Genomic DNA, 22,125 nt, shown 5'->3' with positions numbered 1-22,125 from the left:
GGACGGTTTAAGAGAAGGCTCTCATTCTTGCGCTCTTTCAGGTTGCTGCGATCAACATTTCTGGTGACAGGATGCGCTGTCCTGCTGGCGCTGAGCGGGCAGGTGGCCAAAGCGCAGCCTGTGGCTGTGGCATCTTGTAGCCCTGCTGCTGCTGGGAGCAACCCATGCCCGCGTAGCCTGCGTCTGGAAAAGCAGCAGCCGCTGTCCATGATGGCCTCAGTGGGCAAGGCTATGTTTTTTGACCCGGCATTGTCTGGTTCCGGCACGTTATCCTGCGCCTCCTGCCATGTAACCAGCCTGCATTATGGTCCAGCCGGGAAGGACCCGGTTTTTAAAGGAGGCGCCAAGGGCGACCGTGAGGGGCGGCGCGCAATCCCCAGCCTGACCTATCTGGAGCGGCAGCCGCCGTTCAGTATTGGGCCGGATGATGCTGTTGCTGATGATATTGCCCCTACAATCGCGGTGCCGGTAACGGGAGGCGCCCATGCGGCAAAAAGTGCGGTCAATACAGCAAGCTCAGCAGCCAATCTGGTGCCTCAGGGAGGTCTGTTTCTTGATGGCCGGGCCGATACACTGCACCAGCAGGCCAGTGGCCCCATGTTTGACCCGGATGAAATGGCAGCCACACCGGAGAAAGTGACCGCGCGCCTGCAAACGGTCGCTTATGCTAAGCCTTTGCGGGATCTGGCCGGTATTCGGGGTAAGGTTTCGTCTGATTTCCTGCTTTCTGAAGGTCTGTTTGCGTTGGCGCGCTATCAGATTGAAGAGCAGAATTTTCACCCTTACTCCAGCAAGTTTGATGCCTGGTTGCAAGGAAGGGCGCGCTTCTCTCCTGCTGAGCGGGAAGGCTACCTGCTGTTTAATGACCCTAAAAAGGGGAACTGTGCGGCGTGTCATGTGGACACGGTGGGGAGCGATGGCTTGCCGCCTCTTTTCACAGACCATCAATACGAAGCACTTGCAGCGCCTCGCAATTTTGCTCTCCAGCATACGCATGACCCGGCATATTATGACCTTGGAGTGTGTAATCAGAAGCCAGAGGGCCGGAAAGAGCTTGCGCCTTATTGCGGAATGTTTGCGACACCCACTTTGCGGAACACGGCAACGCGGCATAGTTTTTTCCACAATGGTGTCTTTCATTCTCTGGAAGACGTTCTGGATTTTTACGTGTTGCGGGATATTGAGCCTGAGCGCTTTTACCCCAAAGGGCCGGATGGGAAGGTTCAGGCCTATAATGATATTCCGGCGGCTTATCAGGGCAATATCGATACGACCGATGCTCCGTTTGACCGCAAGCCGGGGCAGGCTCCGGCTCTGACTCAAGCCGAACGAAAGGCCATTATTGCATTCCTGCAAACACTAACAGATGGCTGGACGAAAGATGCCGGAGATTAACGGTCAACAGGCTCTCATAAGACGCTGATCTGCCCTACTTTTGGGGCCGTTGACCTTGATAAAAGGTTAAGTGTTGATTATGAATTCTCAAGAACAAAAATGTTCTTGTGTTAATTTTTATGAATGTAAAAGGTTTTTAATTGGGTCTCCGTAAAGATATATGGCGTGTTGGTATTTCTGACGCGCCTCTGGATGCCATTATTGAAGAAGGCGGTGTAAACGCCGAAACTGTCACCTGGCTTCCTGAGCTGAAATCTTTCCAGTTTATGGCTGACCCCTTCGGGTTCTGGAAAGACAACCGGCTTTATATCTTTGTTGAAACCTATGACTACCGAACCCGACACGGGATCATAGAAGTTTTTGTTTATGACGAACGCTTCAATCTGTTAGGGCGGCGTGTTGCGCTTTCTGAGCCGTGGCATCTGTCTTATCCTTACGTGTTTGAAGCGGACGGCGAGATCTGGATGCTGCCGGAAGCGTATCATTCTGGAAAACTGACCCTGTATCGTGCAGCCTCCTTTCCCGACGCTTGGGAGCCTGCCTGCGTGATTGATCTGGGGCCCGATGTTGCGGTGGATGCCACCCCCTTTTTCCATGATGGTCTGTGGTGGCTTTTTTACACACCCGCCAGTAAGCCGCCCAAGCCGGTGGGGGAACTGCATCTGGCCTTTGCCGAGCAGTTAACCGGCCCGTGGACACGGCACCCGAACAACCCTGTGCGGTTCGATTCAGCCAGTACACGGCCGGGTGGAACGCCGCGTGTTCTGAATGGGCGGGTCATGCTGCCGGTGCAGGATTGTTCATGGACCTATGGTGGGGCTATTCGGCCTTTGTGGTTTGAAGCGCTGACCCCGGATCGGGTTGTGACGCACGCCAGCCCCAAGGTCAGGCTTCCGGAGCAGTTTGCGCCGTATACAGAAGGGATGCATACGCTTTCAGCCGCAGGGTCTGTCACGGTGTTTGACGTCAAGCGGACAGAACTGTCTGCCCATGGATTATCTATCGAACTCATTCGAGAATCAAAGAAATTCCTGCAAAAAAAATGCTGAAAAACAAAGACGTTTTTTCAATCGGTATTGTTATCCATGATTTTGTGTTTGGCGGGTCCGAGCGAATTGCCATTCGGCTTGCCAATTACTGGTCTCTGCAAGGCTATCCTGTTGTTGTGTTTGCCGGGGCAGAAGCAGGCGAGATGCGGGATCTTCTGGCTCCGGCAGTCAAACTGGTTATAGCCCCCAAAGCGATTTGCCGCTCGCGGTCCTCCATGACGGAACTCGCCAAAAAGGCCGCAAAGTATTTTCAGAAAAACCCCGTAAAAGCCTGTTTTGTGCCGGGGAATTATCATTGGCCCGTTGCTTATGCACTGGGGAAACTACCGTCCGGTGTGCGCCCTGTTATTCTCACGCAAATCAGCTCTCCAATTTATAAACCGGGGCGGTCGGCCTGGGCGCAGAAAATCTTCAATATGCGGATGCGTTTTCTGCTTCGGAAATCTGACAAGCTGGTGGCGCTTGATCATACCACGGCAGAGGAAGCCAACTGCTTATTCAGGCGGCCTGTCGCGGATGTCATTCCGTTGCCCGCGCTCTGCGGGAGCCTTCCTGCAGCCCGAATGCCAGATGTCGGCAATTTCAATATTCTGGCCGCAGGCCGGCTGACGCACGCAAAAGGGTTTGACCTGCTGATTGAAGCCTTTGCATCCGTTATCAAACACTACCCAGCCGCAACCCTGACGATTTGCGGAGCAGGGCAGGACCATCAGGCTCTGCTGGATCTCGCCACCCGCGAGGGCCTAGAGGACAAGGTCCGGCTGACAGGCTATGTCACAGATATCCGGCCCTATCTGGATGATGCGCGTCTGTTCGTCCTCTCATCCCGGCGGGAAGGGTATGGCGCGGTTATTCTGGAAGCGCTTGCGGCGGGTCGTCAGGTTATCACAACGGATTGCACGCCAGCGGCTCGTGATTTTGTCGGGTGTTCTGAGGCTGTGCATGTTGTGCCGGTAGGAGACAGCGGTGCGCTTGCGCGTGCCATGATTGCAGTTCTGGAAAAACCTGCTCCGGATAGTCAGAGGCTGGCTGAGGCTGTAAGGCCTTTTTCCATTGATTGTGGTGGGCAGGCCTACCTTCTCCTGATGTCTGATTTGCTTGCGAAGACAAAGAGACATTAGGTCATTGTTTGCGATGTGCTGTGGTGCATTGACTAAAGAGGACGCATAGATGCGCATCGGGTTTGTTATCCACACAATTGGCCTGATGGGCGGCACGGAGCGCACCTGTTGCGCCGTGATAAATGGTCTGGTTGATGATGCGGACATCACGCTGATAGAAGTTCTGTCAGAAGGGCCGCCAGCCTATTCTGTGGATGAGCGCATCAAGCGGGCTGTTTTATCAGCACAGCACGTCTCGCTTTTATGGTCCGCACCTAAGCTGATCATGCGTCTCTATGGGCTCATCAAAAGCAGAAAGCTTGAAACGCTGGTTGTCGTGGAATCAACGCATGCGCTCTACGCGGTTGCAGCGGCCAGACTGGCTGGCGTCCGGTGCATTGTGTGGGAACATTTCAATTACAACGTCGATCTGGGGAAAAAGAAGAGGCGCTGGGGCCGACGTATCGCCGCGAAATGGGCGAATGATATCGTCACACTGACCCATCGGGACCAGAGCCTCTGGCAACAAAAAGCGCGGCCCAAAGCGCAGGTGCATTGTATTCCCAATATGGCTCCCCCGGTTTCTGAGAAGCCGTATGATATCGCGGCCCGCACGGTGCTGGCATTGGGGCGGTTAAGCCCGCAAAAAGGGTTCGACCGGCTCCTGCAGGCCTGGAAACTGGTTGAAGGTGATCCTCGCTCTGCGGGCTGGAAGCTGACAATTGTGGGCGAGGGGCCTCAAAAGACCTTGCTGACAGAACAGGCCGCTACCCTTGAGCGTGCCAGTGTTGGTCCGGCCCAGAAGGATGTTGCCACGCTGTTTGCTCAGGCAGGGATTATGGCTTCGTCCTCACGGTTTGAGGGATTACCCATGGTGCTGCTGGAGGCAGCGGCTTTTGGTGTGCCGATTGTGGCGTTTGATTGTGAAACGGGACCTGCCGAGATTATTGTCCCTGACCAGACAGGCCTTCTGGTGCCGCAAAATGATGTGGCCGGACTGGCCGAGGGACTTTTAAACCTGATGGCGAACCCGGAAAAACGTCTGGCTTTTTCCAGCAACGGAAAAGACAGGATTGCGCTTTTCAGCCGGGATCATGTCATTGCCCTGTGGCGCAAAATGCTGGGGCTGTAAGCCTTCTGGCTGGTTCTCTGTAAACGGGTTGCCAACACATTTTGGTGAAGATGGAGACGGGGCCGCAACGAGACCTGCCTTATGGCCGTTGAAGAGGTAGCTCCCTTCACACTCCATACGCTGTCTTTTCCATGAAGAGAGTTTATCTGGTTAAGCAGGACCATGCGGTAGGGCGAGATACTTGCCTAAGCAGACGTCCTCTGGGCCTTAGGCAAGGTGGTTCCTATGAAAATTACAGAACAGCTCACATCTGCCGTCTCACAGGTTGGGGATTTCATGACTCTGGCCAGCAAGGATGTCTCCGGCATGCTTTCTGTCCTGAATGATCTGCTCGGCCCGGTCCCGCAGCCCGATGCGCCGAGTAAGCTGGAACAACGCGCCAGTGCGGCAGGGATGATCGACGTCATCCGGAACTGGCAGGTGCAGGATGATGCTCCTCCGGCCACAGAAGCTGAAATCCAGCAATTCTTCACACCAGAAGAGCTGACCCAGTTTTCCAATGAAACCGGGCTTTCTGACACAGCGACACTGAGCATGCTGCAAACGCTGCTGCCCCGCTGTGTGCGACGGCGAGCCTTGCATGAGCCGTTTGCCCCGCGTTCTTGACACGTCTGGGTTTTGCGGGTTTCTGAGGCAGGTGTGATGGGGTCTCCCGAATGGGAGACTGAAAAGGGAACCGTGTGCGAACACGCTTGTTCAAAGCACGGGCTGCCCCCGCAACTGTAAACGGTATGCTTCTGCATTGTTTGCTCCAAATGGAGCTGGTCACTGGCTGAAAGGCCGGGAAGACAGATGCAGGCGTGATGATCCGTGAGCCAGGAAACCTGCCATCCGCAAGGCGTGACTGGATACTGTCAGACGGGGTGATCTGGCGGGTATGTTTGTAGGGCAGGGGCTCCCCGGGTGTGCTTTGTGCTGCTCTGCAGGGATACGGTCTGGTGACAAGAGTAATGTGTCACGGGATGAAGACCGCTATGCCCCTCTGTTTCCAATTTTCCTTCGCTCGCCTGACCTGCTGATGTGGCGGAAGTTCCTGCTGGTTCTGGTGCTGTGCTTCGGGCCGCGTGCAGCTCTGGCCGAGCCAAAACACCGGATAGCCTCGCTTAATCTATGTACTGATCAGCTTGTCCTGATGCTGGCAAATCCTGAAAACATTGTGGGGCTTAGCCCGATGGTGCGGGATTGCCAGAACGCTGTGCTGTGCGAGCAGGCGCGGGCTGTGCCCTCATTACGTGTGTCAGCCGAAGCCGTTGTAGCGCATCAACCGGATATTGTTCTGGGTGGCACCTATACGGCGCGTGTCGCCATGCAGGTGGCCAGATCGTTGGGGCTGCCCGTGGTAGCGCTCCGGCCTGCGGATAAACTGGATGATATTCCCACACAGATCATGACGGTTGCGGACGCTATTGGCGAGCCTGAGCGGGGCAGGCAGCTTGTGGCGGCATTTCGGGCGCGTCTGGCTGAGCTGAGTGTAACAGCCCCGAATGGTCCCGTCGCGGCCATCTATGCCGCCAATGGCTTTGTCACGCAGCCGGGAAGCCTACCGGACGATGTCCTGCGCCATGCCGGGTTTCAGAACTATACGGGCCGGAAGGGGATGAGCCATATGCTCAAGCTGCCTCTGGAAACCCTGATCGCCCATCCGCCGGATCTGCTTATTCTGGATCGTTCCGGGCAGGGCTATTCCATAGCTCAGGCCATGCTGGACAATCCGGTTTTACAGAACGCTTTTCCCCAAGCGCATAAGGCTGATATTCCCGCCAGATTATGGCTGTGTGGCCTGCCGCAAACGCTGGATGTCATCAGCCGTCTTCAAGTTAATCGTGCCGCACTGGATGCTCTTCGATGATCACAGGTCAACAGGGGCGGGGCCTCTCTTTTTATCTGGCGGCCTGCGTGGGTGTGCTTTTTGTTGTGTCTCTGTGGCACGGGGAGAGCTCCATTGCTGGCATGCAGGCTTTGCAGGATGTTCTAGCAGGGCGTTCTACGGCCGGCACCATTATTCTGGAGCAGTTGCGTCTGCCGCGCGCGCTTCTGGGCATTCTGGTGGGCGGTGTGCTTGGTCTTTCCGGCGCAACCTTGCAGGGCTACATGCGCAACCCGCTGGCAGACCCGGGTATTCTGGGGGTATCGGGCGGTGCAGCGCTGGGGGCTGTGTGCGTCTTTTATACCGGGCTGATGCAGGTCTCGCTTGTGGCCCTTCCGCTTGGTGGGTTGATCGGTGCTTTTGCAGCGGTCGCGTTGCTGATGCTGCTGGTGGGGGACGGAGGGGTGCTGGTGCTCCTGCTGGCTGGCGCGGCGTTAAGCGGGTTTACGGCAGCCCTGACAGCGCTAACACTGAATCTGGTCCCAAGCCCGTATGCTTCTTTTGAAATCATGCACTGGCTGATGGGCTCCCTGACAGACCGGACCTTTACGGATGTCGCCATCTGTCTGCCCGGCGCTGTGCTGGGGGTTGCCCTGATGCTGACAACAGGCCGGGCACTGGATGCCCTGACACTGGGGGAAGATGTCGCCACCAGCATGGGTTTTGTGCTGACAGGCTGGCGAGGCGTGCAGATGCGGGTTGTGCTGGGAACAGCGCTGGCTGTTGGGTCCTGTGTGGCTGTATCCGGCGCGATCGGGTTTGTGGGACTGGTGGTGCCGCACGTCTTGCGCGGTTTGACGGGCTACCAGCCCTCCCGCCTGCTCTGGCCGTCATTCTGGGGTGGGGCGGCTTTGTTGCTGGTGGCAGATAACGTTGTCCGATTGACGGCATCCGGACCAGAACTTCAGCTTGGTGTTCTGACGGCTCTTGTCGGCTCGCCCGTCTTCTTCCATCGGGTGCTGAAGCTGCGGAAAGATGGCGTATGACCTGCCTGCACGTATCAGATGTTTCTCTTTCCCTCGGCGGACGGCAGATCCTGCGGTCTGTCACGATGCCTGTGGAGCGTGGGACAGTAGTGGGACTGATTGGACCCAATGGGGCAGGGAAGAGTAGCCTGTTGCGCGTTCTCGCCGGGTTGAAGGCACCTGATACAGGGCGTCTCCAGCTTGATGAGCAGAACCTCGCTTCAGCCCCGGCACATTGGAGGGCGCGCCAGATTGCGTTCATGCCGCAAGAGGTTGTGCGCCCACCGCCCATGAGCGTACGCCATGTGGCAGCCCTTGGCAGGCTGGCGCATGGGGAAAGCGGTTCTGTTGCGTTCCATCATCCCAAAGTAACGCAAGCTCTTGAGAAAACGGGGCTGTTACAAAGTGCGGACCGTCCGGCCAATCGTCTTTCTGGCGGGGAACTGGCCCGACTGGCGCTGTGCCGGATGCTCTGTGTGGACGCACCCATTCTGCTGGCCGATGAGCCTGTTGCGGCTCTGGACCCGGCGCATGCGCTGATGGTGATGTCACTTTTTCAGCAGGCCGCGCACCAGGACGGCAAGGCCGTGGTGGTCGTGCTGCATGATCTGGCACTGGCTGCCCGCTTTTGCGACCAGTTGGTGCTGATGCAGAATGGGGCGGTGCGGGCACACGGCGTGCCAGAAGACGTGCTGGCTGAGCCTTTGGTGCGGGATGTGTATCAGGTCACGACACGGCGGATTGGGACAATCCCCGTGCCGTGGGATCTCTGTCCCTGAAAAGACTTCTCAGCCGATGAGTTTTTCCATTTCCCGGATCAGAGTGATGGGAGCGTAGGGCTTACGCACTACGGGCACATCGTGAAATTCTGTGGGGATCATGGAGCGATCAGCATAACCCGTGGCAAACAGAAACGGGATGCCTCGCTCCCGCAGCGTGCGCGCCACGTCGGTCGACGTTTCATCACCCAGATTGAAATCAAGCAGAGCAAGGTCAGGATGGTGCGTGCGTATGGCCTGCAGGGCTTCGTAAACAGAGGAGACTGTGCGCACATCAGAAAGACCGTGGTCTGACAGGGCCTGCTCAACATCCATCGCAATCAAAAGCTGATCTTCCACAATCAGGATACTCTTGTCCTGCAGTCGCACGCGGTCTGCCTGCATGACTTCTGCTTTCAGGGGTTCCTGCATGGTGCTGTTCTCCTGTGTGATCAACTCAGCATGGTGGCTGGGAAGATTAAAACGGATGAAAAGCCCTTCCGTTCGAAATTCTTTTATTGTTTTGCCATGCAACTCATGCGGAACAGCCCGGTCCAGCAAAATGGAACCAAAGCCTTTGCTCTCAGGCTTGCTGATGGGTGGGCCACCGACTTCCTGCCAGGTTATTACCCAGTCCTGCGTCGCTTCATCCTGCCACCAGGAAACATGCAAACGGCCCTCCCGATTGGAAAACGCACCATATTTTGCCGCATTGGTTGCCAGTTCATGCACAATCAGCGCGATGACGGACAAGGCGCGGCCTGTCAGCCAGATCTGTGGGCCAGAAAGCGTAATGGTATCGGGCAGGAGCCGGTACGGGGCCAGCTCAGCTTCCAGAAGAGGATAAAGCAGACCGCCGCCATCAGTGCGGACGACCTGATCATGCGCGGTCGCCAGAGCCTTCACTCGTCCTTGCAGGATAACGAAATGTTCCTGCATCGTGCGGCCTTCTGGCACTGGTCGCGCCATAAGAGATTGCACGACGGCCAGAATATTCTTCACCCGGTGGCTGAGTTCTTCATTCAGCATGCGCTGGCGCGTGTCAGCCTGAGAGCGTTCTTTTAATTGCTGCTGATGATAGGCGCCCATCACCTCAATCAACCCGGAGCGGACCAGTCCTGCGGCTTCCAGATTATTATCGGTCCAGGGGAGGCACTTTTTCTGCACCTCTTCCTTCCAGATGGCAAAGCTGGTGCGCGGGGTCAGACGTGGGCCGAGCGGGCCGTTGGTATAGGTTTTGTTAGGGTCACCGCCCCAATTCAGCGTCTGGAGGATTTCCCGCCGGAAGAGGAAGACATAATCCTTCGGCTGGGCAGAGATAGGGATAATCATCACACCAGCAACGTCTGGCAACAAACCTGCTGCATCCGGGGTGAGCCCGGTCAGATGATCCGTATGCCAGATATGGTGGCCGGCGCGTTCATGCGCGATGGAGACCAGCCCCAGCACGACATCGGGCGCGGAGGGAGCGCTACCGTGCGTGGTCCACTGGCCATTGATCCATAAACCAATCCCATCGCAGGGGATGAGGGGAGCGAGATCGGCAATATGCTGGCGCAGGTAAGAAGGCATGTCCGACATCGGGACAGCTTCTCTCAAAAAATTTTCGATCAGGATGTGAGTCTGCTGGGTGACCTGCAGGCGGCTGGTTCTGAGCAGCACCACAATTCGCAACGCAACAAACTCACCAAAAATCTTGACGATTGTGCGCTCACCCAATGTCAGGATTTTGGGGGAATAGTTGTGGCAGGCAATCATGCCCCACAATTTCCCGTCCACCATCAGGGAAATAGACATGGAGGCCCCCACGCCCATATTGCTCAGATACTCACAATGAATGGGGGAGACGCTCCGCAACTGGGAGAGAGACATATCCAGCGGCCCAAGCCCCGGCAGTTCCTGCACCGGCACTGGGGTATAGCCAACATCCCCGATCATGCGGATCAGGGCACGCTGATACAGATCTCGCGCCTGTGCTGGAATATCGGCGCTGGGAAAATGCTGCCCCAGAAAACTCTCAAGAACAGAGGACCGTGCTTCCGCCACGATCTTGCCAGACCAGTCCGGGTCAAAGCGATAGATCATCACCCGGTCATAATGCAGCATGCCTCGCATCAGCCGCACGACGGCCCTGAACAGGGTCTCCATGTCCGACATGTTGCGCAGGCGGTCGAGCATCATCCGCAGGCTGGCGACGGACTGACTGTTGTCTTCCGGCGCGCCTTCCGGCTCGCACTCAATAACAATATCGTCCCCAGAGACATGGATGGAGAGATCGAACGCAGCCGCCCCGGCAAGATGCACGCCAAACATATAGGCTGGCCGCCCAAGGGAGAGGCTGTGAGCCAGAGCATTGCGCAGGGCGTGCAAAGTGCTGGCGCTCAGATAATCCGAAAGCAGGACACCGGGAGCCAGCCCTGCCAGCCCCAGCATGCTGGCGGCATTGGCAGAAACACGCCGCACCCGGAACGTATCGCCCTCACAGGCCAGCAAACAGCCATGCGGCTGAATACTGCCGGGGATATGGATGGGCTCTTTATCGCAGCTGGTAAGGTCTGCCTGACCAAATTCAACCATGTGGTGTTTCCGTAAGGCTGTCTGTGTGCCTTACGGCAGCAATGGCATAGCGAAAAAGACTGTGGGCAGCGTCCGCTGCGGCCTCTGCATTCCATTCAGGAGCGGTATCCAGAAGGCGAAGAAAGTGCTGCCAGTTGTCGGGAGAGGCGGTCTGGATTGCCAGATGCCGTGCCCCAAAATCCTGCGTGTATCCCAGAGCTGCAACCTGCCTGGCCAGAAAGCGGGCGCCGAGGGAGGAGCCTTCCAGAACATACAGCACACCCAGCAGGGCCGGAATGGATGCCGGAGGGCTGAAAGCGGGCAGGGGAGTGTGAGTTTCCTGCAGATCCTTCAGGTCGGCCTGCATTATCACGGTGAGGGACACAGGAGCCCACTCGGACAGGCTCTCTGGCCATTTGACCATACTGATGGCCTGCTCGGCCCCTCTCCGGAATGCGGTCAGGCTTTTCAGGTAACGGCGATAGGCTGGCTCGGAGGTCAAAGGGCCAATGAGCTGATCCAGCTCTGTATGATCGGACTGTGTTTTGTCACGTAGAAAAAAACGACGTGAACTCTGAGTCATGCCGAACCTCGCACCATCTGGATAAGACTACGCCAGAAGGTCCCGCATGGTTGTAAACAAAGTGGACAACAGGATCTGCGTATCAGTTAACGTGAACCTATCATCGCATTCATGTGCCGGATAGGCAACATTTGACGACGCAATGATTCGCTCTGTTGATGATTACTAAGCGGAAAGTGTTAAGGCTGTATGAATAAGCGCCAGATGGGAAAAGCCCTGCGGAAAATTGCCCAGTTGCGTGTTGTTCCGTGGGTCATACTCCTCCGCCAGCAGGCCGACATCATTCCGCAGGCTCAGCAGTTTTTCAAATAACGCTATCGCGTCCTCTCGTCGGCCTGACAGCGCATAAGCATCGGCCAGCCAGAAGGTGCAGGCCAGAAAGGCTCCTTCCGTGGAATTCAGGCCATCCACATTGTCGCAGGTTTTGTATCTTTGCAGAAAGCCCTCTTTGAGCAGGTGTTTTTCAATCATGGCAATGGTTTGCTGAATGCGGGGGTCATCATATGGCAAAAAGCCTACCCGGGGGAGGAGCAGTAAAGCCGCGTCCAGCGTATCGCCGCCATAAAACTGTACAAAGCTGCCAAGCTCTTTATTAAAACCATTTTTACAAATATCGGCATGCAGAGCATCGCGGGTCCGGGTCCAGCTTTCCTTGGGGCCGGGGAGCCTGTAGCGCTCCATATCCTCCAAAGAGGCCTCAAACGTGAACCATGCCATCACTTTGGAATGCACAAACTGCCTCGGGCCTCCGCGCACTTCCCAGATGCCCTGATCAGGTTGCTTCCAGATATGCTGTAGCCAGTTGACGACCTCTGTTTGCAACGCCCAGGCTGAATGGCGGTTATGCAGCCTTGCGGCTCGCCCAAGCTGTGCGACGTGCGCCATGATGCCGTAAATATCGAGCTGCACCTGATCCGCCGCCGCATTACCAATACGAACAGGAGCGGCATTGTGGTAGCCGGGCAGGCTTTCAACAGTCCATTCCTGTAAATTTCGCTCCCCACACAGGCCATACATGATCTGAATCTGGCTGGCGTCTCCCGCAATGCTGCGATGGAGCCAGTCGCGCCAGGCCTGAGCCTCGGTATGATACCCGCAGGAAATAAAGGCTGAGAGGGTCAGGGCGGCATCCCGCAACCAGCAATAGCGATAATCCCAGTTTCGAATACCGCCCGGATCTTCCGGCAAAGACGTTGTGGGGGCGGCAATAATCCCGCCGGTTGGCGCGTAGGTGAGTGCCTTGAGGACGATCAGAGAGCGGAGAACGGCCTCGCGCCATGGTCCGTGATAGGTGCAGTGTGCGCACCAGTTCCGCCACCATTGCTCGGTGTAGGCCAGTGCGGCCTCCGCATCGAGCGCGGAAGGAAGGGGCTCGTGAGAGAGGGCATGTTGCAGAACGAAGGTTTCTGTCTGACCGTCTTTCACCTCAAAAATAGCTTCTGTTGTCAGGTGCTGCCCTTGGAGCGGCACTGTGGAGCGTAATACCACCTGATCCGGTCCCGCGATGGCGCAAAGACCGCTTCCATCAGGCAGTCTGGTGACCCACGGGATGGTTTGCCCGTAGTCAAACCGCAAACGCAGGCTGCAACGCATCTGCACCTGTCCGCGAACAGCCGTCACGCGGCGGATCAGCGTGCGGTGTTCCTGCTCAACCGGCATACACTCCGTCAACATCACTTCACCGGTCTGGGTGGTAAATGTGGTTTCTAAAATCAGAGTGTCCTCGCGATAGCGACGCTGCACGCTGAGAACGGGTTCTACTGGGTGTAAAGCCCAGTATCCGTGTTCCGCTGTTCCCAGCAACGCCGTCATGCAGGCCGGGCTGTCAAACCGTGGCAGGCAGAGCCAGTCGATAGTGCCATCCCGGCCGGTCAGTGCCGCAGTGTGGCAATCCCCCAGCAGGGCATAGTCTTCAATAGGAAGAGGAAGAATGCGGCGCGGAAACGGATCGTGAGAGGACATACCGGCATCCTTTGCAGAAGAAGGAACTCTGTAGTCTGAACGGTATGCAGGGGGTAAGCGTTCCGCATCTGGGTTAGCTGCGGGTGATGCGCCCGTTTGCTAGCATTGAACGGGTGAGGAGAGCAGTCTCTGCTGCACCCGAAAGGCCATAATGCTGGTGCGGCCATTCGGATGGAGGGGGGGGGACAATCAGGTAGTGCCGTCTGCGGCAACACGACTGCGCGCCAACGCGGCTTCAAACCGAGCTCGGGTCGCTGCGCCCATACGGCCCATGCCACAGGCTTTGCGCATGGTGGCAATAAGCTCCTCATCCGGCAGCCCGGTGACCAACAGTGTTTTTGCCAGACTGACCAGCATGGAAAGCGGCACGGTTGCCGGGTCCAACGTTTCCTGCGGGGCGGGGGCTTTGAAAGCCAGCGGCGCATCTGGCGAACGGTTTTCTGGCCAGATAAAGGTGCCCACCTCTTCTTCCGTGCGCGGGAGCGTAGCAGGGATCAGCCCCTGAACACGCTCGCGGATTTCCCGCCCGGCCCGTGCAAAGCCATGCTGGCGGGAGAGAGACTGCACGAGCAGATCCTCCCGCACCGGACCATGTTTGTTTACTTCCTGCTGAATGAGACGGATCAGCGTAGGCGTGTAGGTTTCCTTGAAGAACAGGGCCTGATCGGGCACTGCATCTGGCTGAGTTTCAGAGGCTTCCAGTTCTGTGATCGGTAACGCTGCATCGACCTGCGGCAACACATACTCTGGTGCCCGTGCGTAAAACCCCGGCTCGTCTGATGCGGCTCCGCCGGGTGTAGAGTTATCGGGGAGATCTGAGGTTCCTTCTGCGTTCCCTGCCTCATCCTGTGCCAAGGCAGCCTCTTGTGCCTCAGCATGATCAGTCTCCGCTGTGAGAAGGGCAGCCCGGGCGCGTTCCTCTTCTTCCTGCGCCCCACGCTCTTCCCGCATTTTGGTCAGCAGGGCATGCAGAGCTTTGTCCAGCCGGTCACACTCGCGCTGGGCGTTGGTCCACCAGTCGGTCGACCAGATTCTGAGGATGGTCCAGCCCAGATTTTCCAGAACTGCCTGACGCAGCCGGTCGCGGTCTCGCGCCGTGGCGCTGCGATGATAGGTCGCGCCATCGCACTCCACCCCGGCGAGGAAGGTGGTCGGGCGGTCTGGGTCCACAACACCCAGATCAACCCGGAAGCCGGAAACGCCAATCTGCGGCACAACCTGCCAGCCTTTCAGGCGGAGCAGGGCGGCAACTTCTTTCTCAAAATCACTATCAAAGTCGCCCACAGAGCCTTCGTGCAGCCCAGCCAGTGCGGTCGCACCGTGTTCGGCAAAGGTGAGGAACTTGCGCAGATCATGCACCCCGACGGCCTGCGTGCGGGCAATATCAATCTGATCCCCATGCAAGGAGCCGAATACAATCAAACGCTCACGGGCGCGGGTGATGGCGACGTTCAGGCGGCGCTCCCCGCCATCACGGTTCAGCGGGCCAAAATTCAGAGTAATTTTGCCAGCCTGATCCGGCCCGTAGGTCAGGGAGAACAGCATGATATCACGCTCCTCACCCTGTACGTTTTCCAGATTGCGGATCAGCACGGGTTCCGCGGCTTCATCACTAAAGAACCGCTCAAGAGCCGGGTCTTCACTCCGGGCCTTGTCCATCAGATCGGTAATCAGGGTTTGCTGGTCACTATTGAAGGTGACAATGCCCAGAGAGCGCTCGGAACCATCCTGCAACAGACGAAGCGCCTCCGCCACAACAGCGCGGGCCTCGACCGGGTTGGTGCGACCTGCGCCGCGCATATAGACGCCCCCCGGCACAAAGCGGAAGGAAACCGCCTGATCTTTGGTGACGGGTGAGGGGAAGGTAATGAGCTGGCCGCCATAATAGGCCTGATTGGAAAAGGCGATCAGGCTCTCATGCCGGCTGCGATAATGCCACGAGAGGTTAACGGGCGGCACACCCGCTCCGAGGCACTCATCCAGAATGGATTCCAGATCACAGGTCTGGGTTTCCATCACCTCATCTGTATCGGAGGCAGTCCGGTTGAAGAAGTCTGTCGGCGGCAGCTGTTTAGGGTCACCCACCACAATGACCTGCTTGCCGCGGCCAATCGCCCCGATTGCGTCCCATGTCGGGATTTGCGAGGCTTCATCGAAAATCACGAGGTCAAAAGCGGTGGCGTCTGCAGGAAGATACTGCGCGACGGAGAGCGGGCTCATCATCAGGCAGGGTGTCAGGCGGCGCAGAGCCGTGGGCATTTTTTCTGCCAGTTGCCGGATGGGGAGGTGCTGCATTTTCTTGGCCAGTTCCCGCGTCAGCACCTTATATTCCGGGTCTGTCTGACGGGTTCTGGCATCCGGGATTTGCCCGGCCAGTTGTGAGCGGATGAGCTTGACGGACATTTCCATCAATTTGCGGTCCAGCGTGCGGAAGCGCTCGATCTGCTTTTCATGCGTCGCCGCCACAAAGCTCCGCAGCAGGGGGGACTGATCAATCGCAAACCGGACCCACCAGCGCGCATAATTGGCTTCAAACACGCGTGTGACATCATGTGATGCCACCAGACCATGCTCAATCGCGGCAATCAGCGGGGTCAGACCAAGCCGGACAGCATCCTGACAGGCATGTTTCCAGGAACACCAGTCCCGCAAATCTCGCGCAGACTGTTTCCAGGCCAGCAGAGTTTCTGTCATGGCGTCCGGCCATGTTTTCTGGCTGCCTTCAACCAGCGCCAGCGCGTCTGATCCGCTGAGAGCGCCGAGCGCTTCAAGGCTGGTCAGGCACTCAACCAGAGCAGCCTGAAATGCTTTGAGCGTATGATTAACTGGCCCACCAGTGCGCAGCAGATCCATCCCGTCGCGCAGAAGCGCATTCAGATGCGTACGGGCGGCGAGCAAGCCGGCTGTATCGCCCGCGCAGGCAGCCAGTGCCGCGCGTGTTTCGGCGCCCCATGCATGCATGGCCTCAATGGTGCTGAAATTGGTATCCAGACCCTTCCAGACCGAGCCAACAACAGCGTGGTGCGGCGCGTCCTTCAGCTGCTTTTCCAGAGCCTGTATTTCCGCCAGACGAACCAGATCCTCTTCACACTCATCCGGCAGGGCGTTTGTGTGGCTTTCCAGTTTTTTGCGCAGGGCCTTCTGAATTTTAGACCGGGCAAAAATCCATTTTTCTTTGGAATCCTGCCATTCCTGCACCATGCTTTCCAGCGGCAGACTCAGCACGTCCGGCTTCCAGTCCGTGCGGAGTTCGCCTTTGAGCTGGGCGTGCCGCGCAATCGGCGTTTTTTCGGCCAGAAGAGTCTTTAGTGTTTGCTGAGAGGTGTCTGGAAAAGCCCATGCGCAGGCTTCCTGTTTCAGGAGTTGGTTGCACAGAATGCTCATCTGTCGCAGGCGGCGCAGAGATAAATCTGATGCCTCCAACCCTAGGGTGCGCGCGGCCTCCTCTGCGGTAGTGCGCAGGCGGCTCAGGCTGGCAAGGGCTGCGGTGACGGCATCCAGCAGGCGCCCTTCCCAGATGGGCGACCACTCCACATGCTCAAGCCCCGCCAGTTTGGGCGACTGCACAACATCGCCAATACGCTCATACAGGCTGGCAATATTTTCCGCCGTGTCGGCCAGCGTCTGATAGTCCTGCGCGGTATGAGCATTACAATCAGGCCATGACAGGGGGATGACGAGTGTTTGCGCATCGTCCGCGCGGAGCGTCACGCCAATAGCGCGATAGGCCGTCCAGCCATTGCGCCATTTCTGGTGCAGCACAACAACGTAGTTGTTCAGTTCGGCACGGATCTGGTCAAGTTGCTGGCGGCTATGGGCCCATTCATCCGGGCTGAAGGTTTCCAGCACTGTCTGAGCGGCCTCAAGCTGGCCAAGCACAGCCAGCTTGCTGGCTTTGGGTGAGAACAGGTCCAGACAGAATTCCGCCAGCCCGATCTGCTTCAGACGGTTGCGCACCACTTCCAGCGCCGTCCGCTTTTCCGCAACAAAAAGAATGGTGCGGTTTTGCGCCAGTGTGTTGGCAATGATGTTGGCAATGGTCTGGCTTTTCCCGGTGCCCGGCGGGCCAATCAGCACAAAGCTCTCACCAGATGCCGCACGGGCAACGGCTTTGAGCTGCGAGGAATCTGCTTCCATCGGGCAGATAAGGTCCGCCTTGACGAGTGCTTCGTCCAAAGAGCCATCAACTTCAAAAAAACGGGGCAGGGGCGCTGCCTCGGTATCTTCTGCGGTGATACCATCGAGCAGGCGTGTGGCGACTTCGCTCGTGCGGAGCTTGTCACTGCGTTCCTGCAGGTCTTTCCACATCAGGAACTTCGCGAAGGAGAGTGTCGTCAACGCGACGTAATCCCGCACTTCCCAGCCGGGCACGGAGCGCAGGCCCACCCGGAAGAGTTCCAGAATACGCTCAACATCCAGCCCGGACTCATCTTCCGGAAGTGCTTCGCCTGCCAAAGCCGGGAAACGCAAATCGTAATCGCCTTGAAGCATTTCAAGCAATGTCGCGTTAATCCGGCTTTCATCGGGGTGCGCGCGCAGAACAAAGCCGGATTTGATGCTGGGCCGTTCCAGAATAACGGGGATCAGGATCAAGGGGGCAAGGTAAGGCTTGTCCCGTCCCTCCGCCGTCCACGCCAGAGCGCCGATGGTCAGGAACAGAACATTAGACCCGCCCTCATGCTCAGCGGCACGGGCGCGCCGATAAAGCTCTGTCAGGGCTGCCTGTAGCTGGTTTTCCTTGCGGGAGACCAGAAGTTCATTCCGCCCGAGCGCTTCCTCAGCGTAGGCGCGGGCCGCATCTTCATGATGTCGTTCATGATGCAGGCTGGCCTGACGGGGGTCATCCTCGTCCATCATGTCCGGCCGGGGGCAGAACCGCAGAGGCTTTGTCAGCCGTCCAGCCCGCATCGCGGCCAGATGATTTTCAAGCTCGGACGCGTTCGGGCAATCAATAACAATCAGCTGCTTGTCGGAGCGGGGCAGATTGAGCAGGCGGTTACGGCCCGACATATCCAGCAGACGATTACACCAGCGCTGGAGCCGGTCGGCGGGCGTTGCAGGTTTGTCTTCTTCCGCGTCCTGTGGGTCTTCCCGTAGGGCTGGTGCCGCTTCAAACGCGGGCAGGGCGGCTTCCGGCTCTTCCGTGTCGGGCTGATCCTCTGCCGGAGCGGTGGGCACGGTGCAGGAGAGCGGATGAATGCGCCGCAGTCTGGCGCGGTGGATGTCGACAATCTCGCGGAAGGTGTTGTCTTCGTCCTCGCCCGCGTGACGCAGGTTGGCTTCCCCTTTTTCACACGCCACAGAGAAGCTGGGCTTACGACCGGCTGTAACCAGCGTTGTTTCAAACACCGCCAGATCCTGCAATTTCAGACGGTTCCGCAAGGCAGGCAGATCCTGCATGACGGAAACCCCGGCATCCAGTTTTGCCAGCCAGAAGCCGGTAAAAGCGTGGCCTTGCGTCAGAACAATAATCGGACGGATACCCACAGCTTCCAGACAGGCTGCAAACAGCACTGTAGTGTCCAGACAGGTCGCCAGACGTTCTTCCACGCTCTGGCTGGGCAGGCGGACGCGCTGCCCGTGGTCGATAAAGGACGCAGGCGGGTTGATGTAGGCCAGATCAAGCTGGCAGACAGCACACCAGATCGCCTGTGCCTGCTGCCAGACACGTTCCTTGTTGCCCTGATATCCTTCCAGAGAGGGGGATAGCCCTTCCTTTTTCAGGATCTCCGTCGCACTGCGCAGAATACGGGCAATAGCCGGGTCATTCGGCAGCACGAATGCGGCCAGAATGTCTGGAATACCGGACAAGCCACCCCATTCATTGCGGGCCAGAACACGCACGTCGGTTGTGTGACGCGTCAGTTCCTCTCCGGTTTCCTTATCCGTCGCCAGAAAGGTGACAGAGGCGCGAGAGGCTTCAGTCTGGCTGCTCAGAAACGCCCCATCCAGTTTCAGATCGAGGTCTTTCAGGGAGCGAAACTGCCCGGGCTCGACCTGCTGGAGGTGCCATGAGCGGGGGCGAATAACTGTCGGTTCACTACTGACTGTCACGTCAATCTGGGAAAAGCTGCGGTCCGTTTCGTTCTGCAGGGCCAGTTCCAGCAGAACAGGCACACTGTTTTCCCAGAGTGAGGCGTTCAGGGCATCCTGAAGGGAGACTTTGAGAACAGGCGACGCAGGAGGAGCCGGCGCAGGGTCTGGCTGCGGTGTTTCCGTTGCGATGGAAACCTCTTCCGTATGCTCTAAATCCATGCGTCGTCTCTCCAGAACTCAGTTTGCACGGCTAGGTTCGTGCAAAAATCTCTGGTGCTGTTATGGAGCCTGACGATAGAAAATGTAAGGGACATTTGCAGAACAAATTTTGTCGCAGCCATAAAACGACATCATTATCAAGCGCTTGCCCCTTAAGCTTTGCTCCTGTTCCGGTGGATCAGAACTGGATCACGGTTGTCAGATATCCCGCCCGGCGCTGTCCATATTGCGCCATGAAAACCCCCAGACCGCTGCCGTTCCGGATCTGGTAGCGTTCATCAAACAGGTTCATCACATCCACGCGCAGTTTCAGTCCTTTGAGGGGGCGCAGGCGTTTGAAGGTGTGCTCATACCCAATATTGATGATGTGATAGCTGGGCTGCTTTTCCGTATTGGCAAAGCCGGAGCGCAGACCATAGCCATACTGGAAATCCACATAGGCTTTATTACCTGTCCAGCCATACGAGACACCTGCACTGGACGTAAATTCACCTTCATGATCCAGTTTGATCGCATGATTTTTGATATAAGCCAGTTCATCCGCCGGGAACTGATACTGTGCCGAGTTCACGTCTTTGGCTGCGGTATTCACAAAGGAGAAATTCCCGAAAACAGCCAGGCCTTTGTAATGGTAGTTTCCACCAAATTCTGCACCGTAAACCTTGCCGGTTCTGTAGCTGAAGGGGGTGAGAATAACCGCACGCCCAAACTGCCCGAGATCTCCAAGGTTTTTAGCCTGCTTGTAAAAGCCATCCACCGTGATGGAGAGCCCCTGCGGGAAGCGATGCGACAGGCCAATATCGAAGTAGTTTGACCGCTCGACCTTAGTGGCTGTCCCGTTAAAGTTTTCCGGGGAATTGGTGGTGCCTGCAAACTTCATCAGCGTTGACTGGCCGATATACTGCGCTGTCGGCGGTGCGAAATATCGTGAATAGCCAAAATGCACAGTCGTCGAAGGGTCAACCTCCCAGACCAGATTGGCGCGCGGGCTGGCCTGTCCTTCCCGATCAAAAGACGACTCAAATCGGTCATAGCGTACGCCGTAATTCAGCGTTACGCCTTTGAGCAGCTTCCATTCATCCTGCAGGTAAGCTCCCGCTTCTGCGGCCCAGTTTCCCGTATTATCCTGAATGGATACCGGATGTGTGGACGTCTGCATGCCGTCCTCATCCACCGGCAGAACATCCGTGCGTGTCCACAATTTCTCCGAGGTATATTGCCCCAGCACACCGAAGCGGATGGTGTGCGCCTTAAAGGCATCATACGAGGCATCAAACTGGAGGCCGCCTGTGGTGAAGTTGTTATTTTCCTTTTCTGCAACACCCTGGAACACCATATCCCGCACAGGGTCGGGCGTGTAATTGATTGCGCCATAGCGGAAATAAGGCGAAATCTGATAGTTCAGTTTGTTCCCGGTTTTCTGGTAAGACAGAACCACATAGTAATTCTGTTCATTCTGCTTATCGTCAACATCCTGAGATTTAACGTCGCCCGCGCCGTGAATATCGTAAAGCTTTGGCAACCCGGCCGCATTGGGTATTTCAAAATTTGCGTTCGAAATACTAGTCAGCAGGCTGAGGCGGCTTGTGTCATCAAAATGGTATGACGCGTAACCGAAAGCTTTTCCCTGTTCTGTTACGTCGTGGGTCGCGCGAAAGGCTGGGGTCGGGTTTTCAATCCCGATATTGTTTCTATTGAATGACCCTGTGACGAAATATTCCCATTTCCCCTTTGTGCCTCCAACCTGAAAGGATGGGTTGAAGCTGTTATAGCTTCCTCCATACAAAGAGATTTCCCGATTATTGAGAGAATTGCCGGATTTTGCCGTGACATCCACAATCCCAGCCGTACGGAAGCCGAACTGAGCGGGCAGGGTGCCTGTCATCAGCGTTACAGAATCAATAATTCGGGTGTCCAACTCCTGCCCAAACCCGTTCAGGCCTTCTGGCAACAGAACGCCGTTAATACGGTAAGTCAGGCCGCCGTGCTCTCCGCGCACATGTTCTTCACCAAATGAATCCATGACGACACCGGGCATGCGGAGGAGCACCTGATTAAAGGCCGCGTTCTCGCCCCCGGGTGTGGTCGAAATCTGCGCTTGCCCCATGCGATAGGCCACAGCCCCCAGATTGGGCGCAATACGGGCGCGGGCGCTGTTGAAGGCTGCATGAACCGTAACGGCCTCCACTTTGGGAGACGCTTCCGCCTCTTTGGGCGCCTGTGCCTTGGCGCGCTGCTCGGCTGATTTCCCTTTTAAATGAACATTTTTTTTGTCGGGATCAGGAAGGGGAGACGTCGCTGCCTGTGCGTGCAGCGGTGCGCCTGAAAGAGCACACCATAAGGCCAGAGCCGTGCAGGATGTCCATGACGCAGGCCTCGCCATAACAGGCAAGAGTCCCGCACCGTTCCGGGAATAGACAAACTGCATTTTTTCATAGCAAGTGCTATATTTGAGGCCGAACAAAAACACTCTCGGGCGTCTTTCATGAAGGAGAGGAACAAA

Annotated in this window: 13 protein-coding genes and 1 riboswitch; of the genes, 8 read left to right on the top strand and 5 right to left on the bottom strand. The window is 57.0% G+C overall.

Going from position 1 to position 22,125, the window contains the following annotated elements:
- Positions 1–27 precede the first annotated feature (27 nt).
- From AD930_RS14795 to AD930_RS14760, 8 genes are all read left to right on the top strand, one after another.
- Positions 28–1,395: a cytochrome-c peroxidase gene (locus AD930_RS14795; protein WP_244150612.1), complete on the top strand. Its 1,368-nt coding sequence runs from the start codon at positions 28–30 to the stop codon at positions 1,393–1,395.
- Between the two features lie 140 nt (positions 1,396–1,535).
- Positions 1,536–2,444: a glucosamine inositolphosphorylceramide transferase family protein gene (locus AD930_RS14790; RefSeq protein WP_061506842.1), complete on the top strand. Its 909-nt coding sequence runs from the start codon at positions 1,536–1,538 to the stop codon at positions 2,442–2,444.
- Entirely contained in the window at positions 2,438–3,565 is a 1,128-nt protein-coding gene (locus AD930_RS14785) for a glycosyltransferase (RefSeq protein ID WP_061506841.1), read from the top strand. Before AD930_RS14790 ends, AD930_RS14785 begins: the two co-directional genes overlap by 7 nt.
- 49 nt (positions 3,566–3,614) lie before the next feature.
- Positions 3,615–4,676 carry a glycosyltransferase family 4 protein gene (locus AD930_RS14780; protein ID WP_061506840.1) on the top strand — a complete coding sequence of 354 codons (1,062 nt, stop codon included), beginning with the start codon at positions 3,615–3,617 and terminating at the stop codon, positions 4,674–4,676.
- A 225-nt stretch (positions 4,677–4,901) separates the two neighbouring features.
- On the top strand, positions 4,902–5,282 hold the full coding sequence (locus AD930_RS14775; RefSeq protein ID WP_043552763.1) for an alpha/beta hydrolase family protein: 381 nt from the start codon (positions 4,902–4,904) through the stop codon (positions 5,280–5,282).
- A 20-nt stretch (positions 5,283–5,302) separates the two neighbouring features.
- A riboswitch (cobalamin riboswitch) is annotated at positions 5,303–5,522 on the top strand.
- A gap of 172 nt (positions 5,523–5,694) precedes the next feature.
- The gene (locus AD930_RS14770) at positions 5,695–6,525 is read left to right on the top strand and encodes an ABC transporter substrate-binding protein (RefSeq protein WP_061506980.1); all 831 of its coding nucleotides are present in this window, start codon (positions 5,695–5,697) and stop codon (positions 6,523–6,525) included.
- On the top strand, positions 6,522–7,529 hold the full coding sequence (locus tag AD930_RS14765) for a FecCD family ABC transporter permease (RefSeq protein WP_061506839.1): 1,008 nt from the start codon (positions 6,522–6,524) through the stop codon (positions 7,527–7,529). Before AD930_RS14770 ends, AD930_RS14765 begins: the two co-directional genes overlap by 4 nt.
- Entirely contained in the window at positions 7,526–8,287 is a 762-nt protein-coding gene (locus AD930_RS14760; protein WP_061506838.1) for an ABC transporter ATP-binding protein, read from the top strand. Before AD930_RS14765 ends, AD930_RS14760 begins: the two co-directional genes overlap by 4 nt.
- Before the next feature lie 9 nt (positions 8,288–8,296).
- On the opposite strand, the gene AD930_RS14755 is transcribed toward AD930_RS14760, so the two are convergent.
- The 5 genes from AD930_RS14755 to AD930_RS14735 all read right to left on the bottom strand — a co-directional run bounded on the left by AD930_RS14755 (position 8,297) and on the right by AD930_RS14735 (position 22,005).
- Positions 8,297–10,843 (bottom strand): HWE histidine kinase domain-containing protein, encoded by a 2,547-nt coding sequence (locus AD930_RS14755; protein ID WP_082781917.1) that lies wholly within the window; start codon positions 10,841–10,843, stop codon positions 8,297–8,299.
- Positions 10,836–11,405 (bottom strand): biliverdin-producing heme oxygenase, encoded by a 570-nt coding sequence (locus tag AD930_RS14750; protein WP_061506837.1) that lies wholly within the window; start codon positions 11,403–11,405, stop codon positions 10,836–10,838. The genes AD930_RS14755 and AD930_RS14750 overlap by 8 nt, the downstream gene beginning before the upstream one ends.
- A gap of 165 nt (positions 11,406–11,570) precedes the next feature.
- On the bottom strand, positions 11,571–13,367 hold the full coding sequence (locus tag AD930_RS14745; protein ID WP_061506836.1) for a glycoside hydrolase family 15 protein: 1,797 nt from the start codon (positions 13,365–13,367) through the stop codon (positions 11,571–11,573).
- Positions 13,368–13,556: 189 nt separating this feature from the next.
- Positions 13,557–19,622, bottom strand: coding sequence for a DUF3320 domain-containing protein (locus AD930_RS14740; RefSeq protein WP_061506835.1), 6,066 nt, complete (start codon positions 19,620–19,622; stop codon positions 13,557–13,559).
- A 178-nt stretch (positions 19,623–19,800) separates the two neighbouring features.
- The gene (locus AD930_RS14735) at positions 19,801–22,005 is read right to left on the bottom strand and encodes a TonB-dependent receptor (RefSeq protein ID WP_167375201.1); all 2,205 of its coding nucleotides are present in this window, start codon (positions 22,003–22,005) and stop codon (positions 19,801–19,803) included.
- Positions 22,006–22,125 lie beyond the last annotated feature (120 nt).

The organism is Acetobacter malorum, from assembly GCF_001580615.1.
Lineage (GTDB): Bacteria > Pseudomonadota > Alphaproteobacteria > Acetobacterales > Acetobacteraceae > Acetobacter > Acetobacter malorum.
Note: the sequence above shows the minus strand (reverse complement) of the source record. Positions and strands in the feature narration are given on the sequence as shown.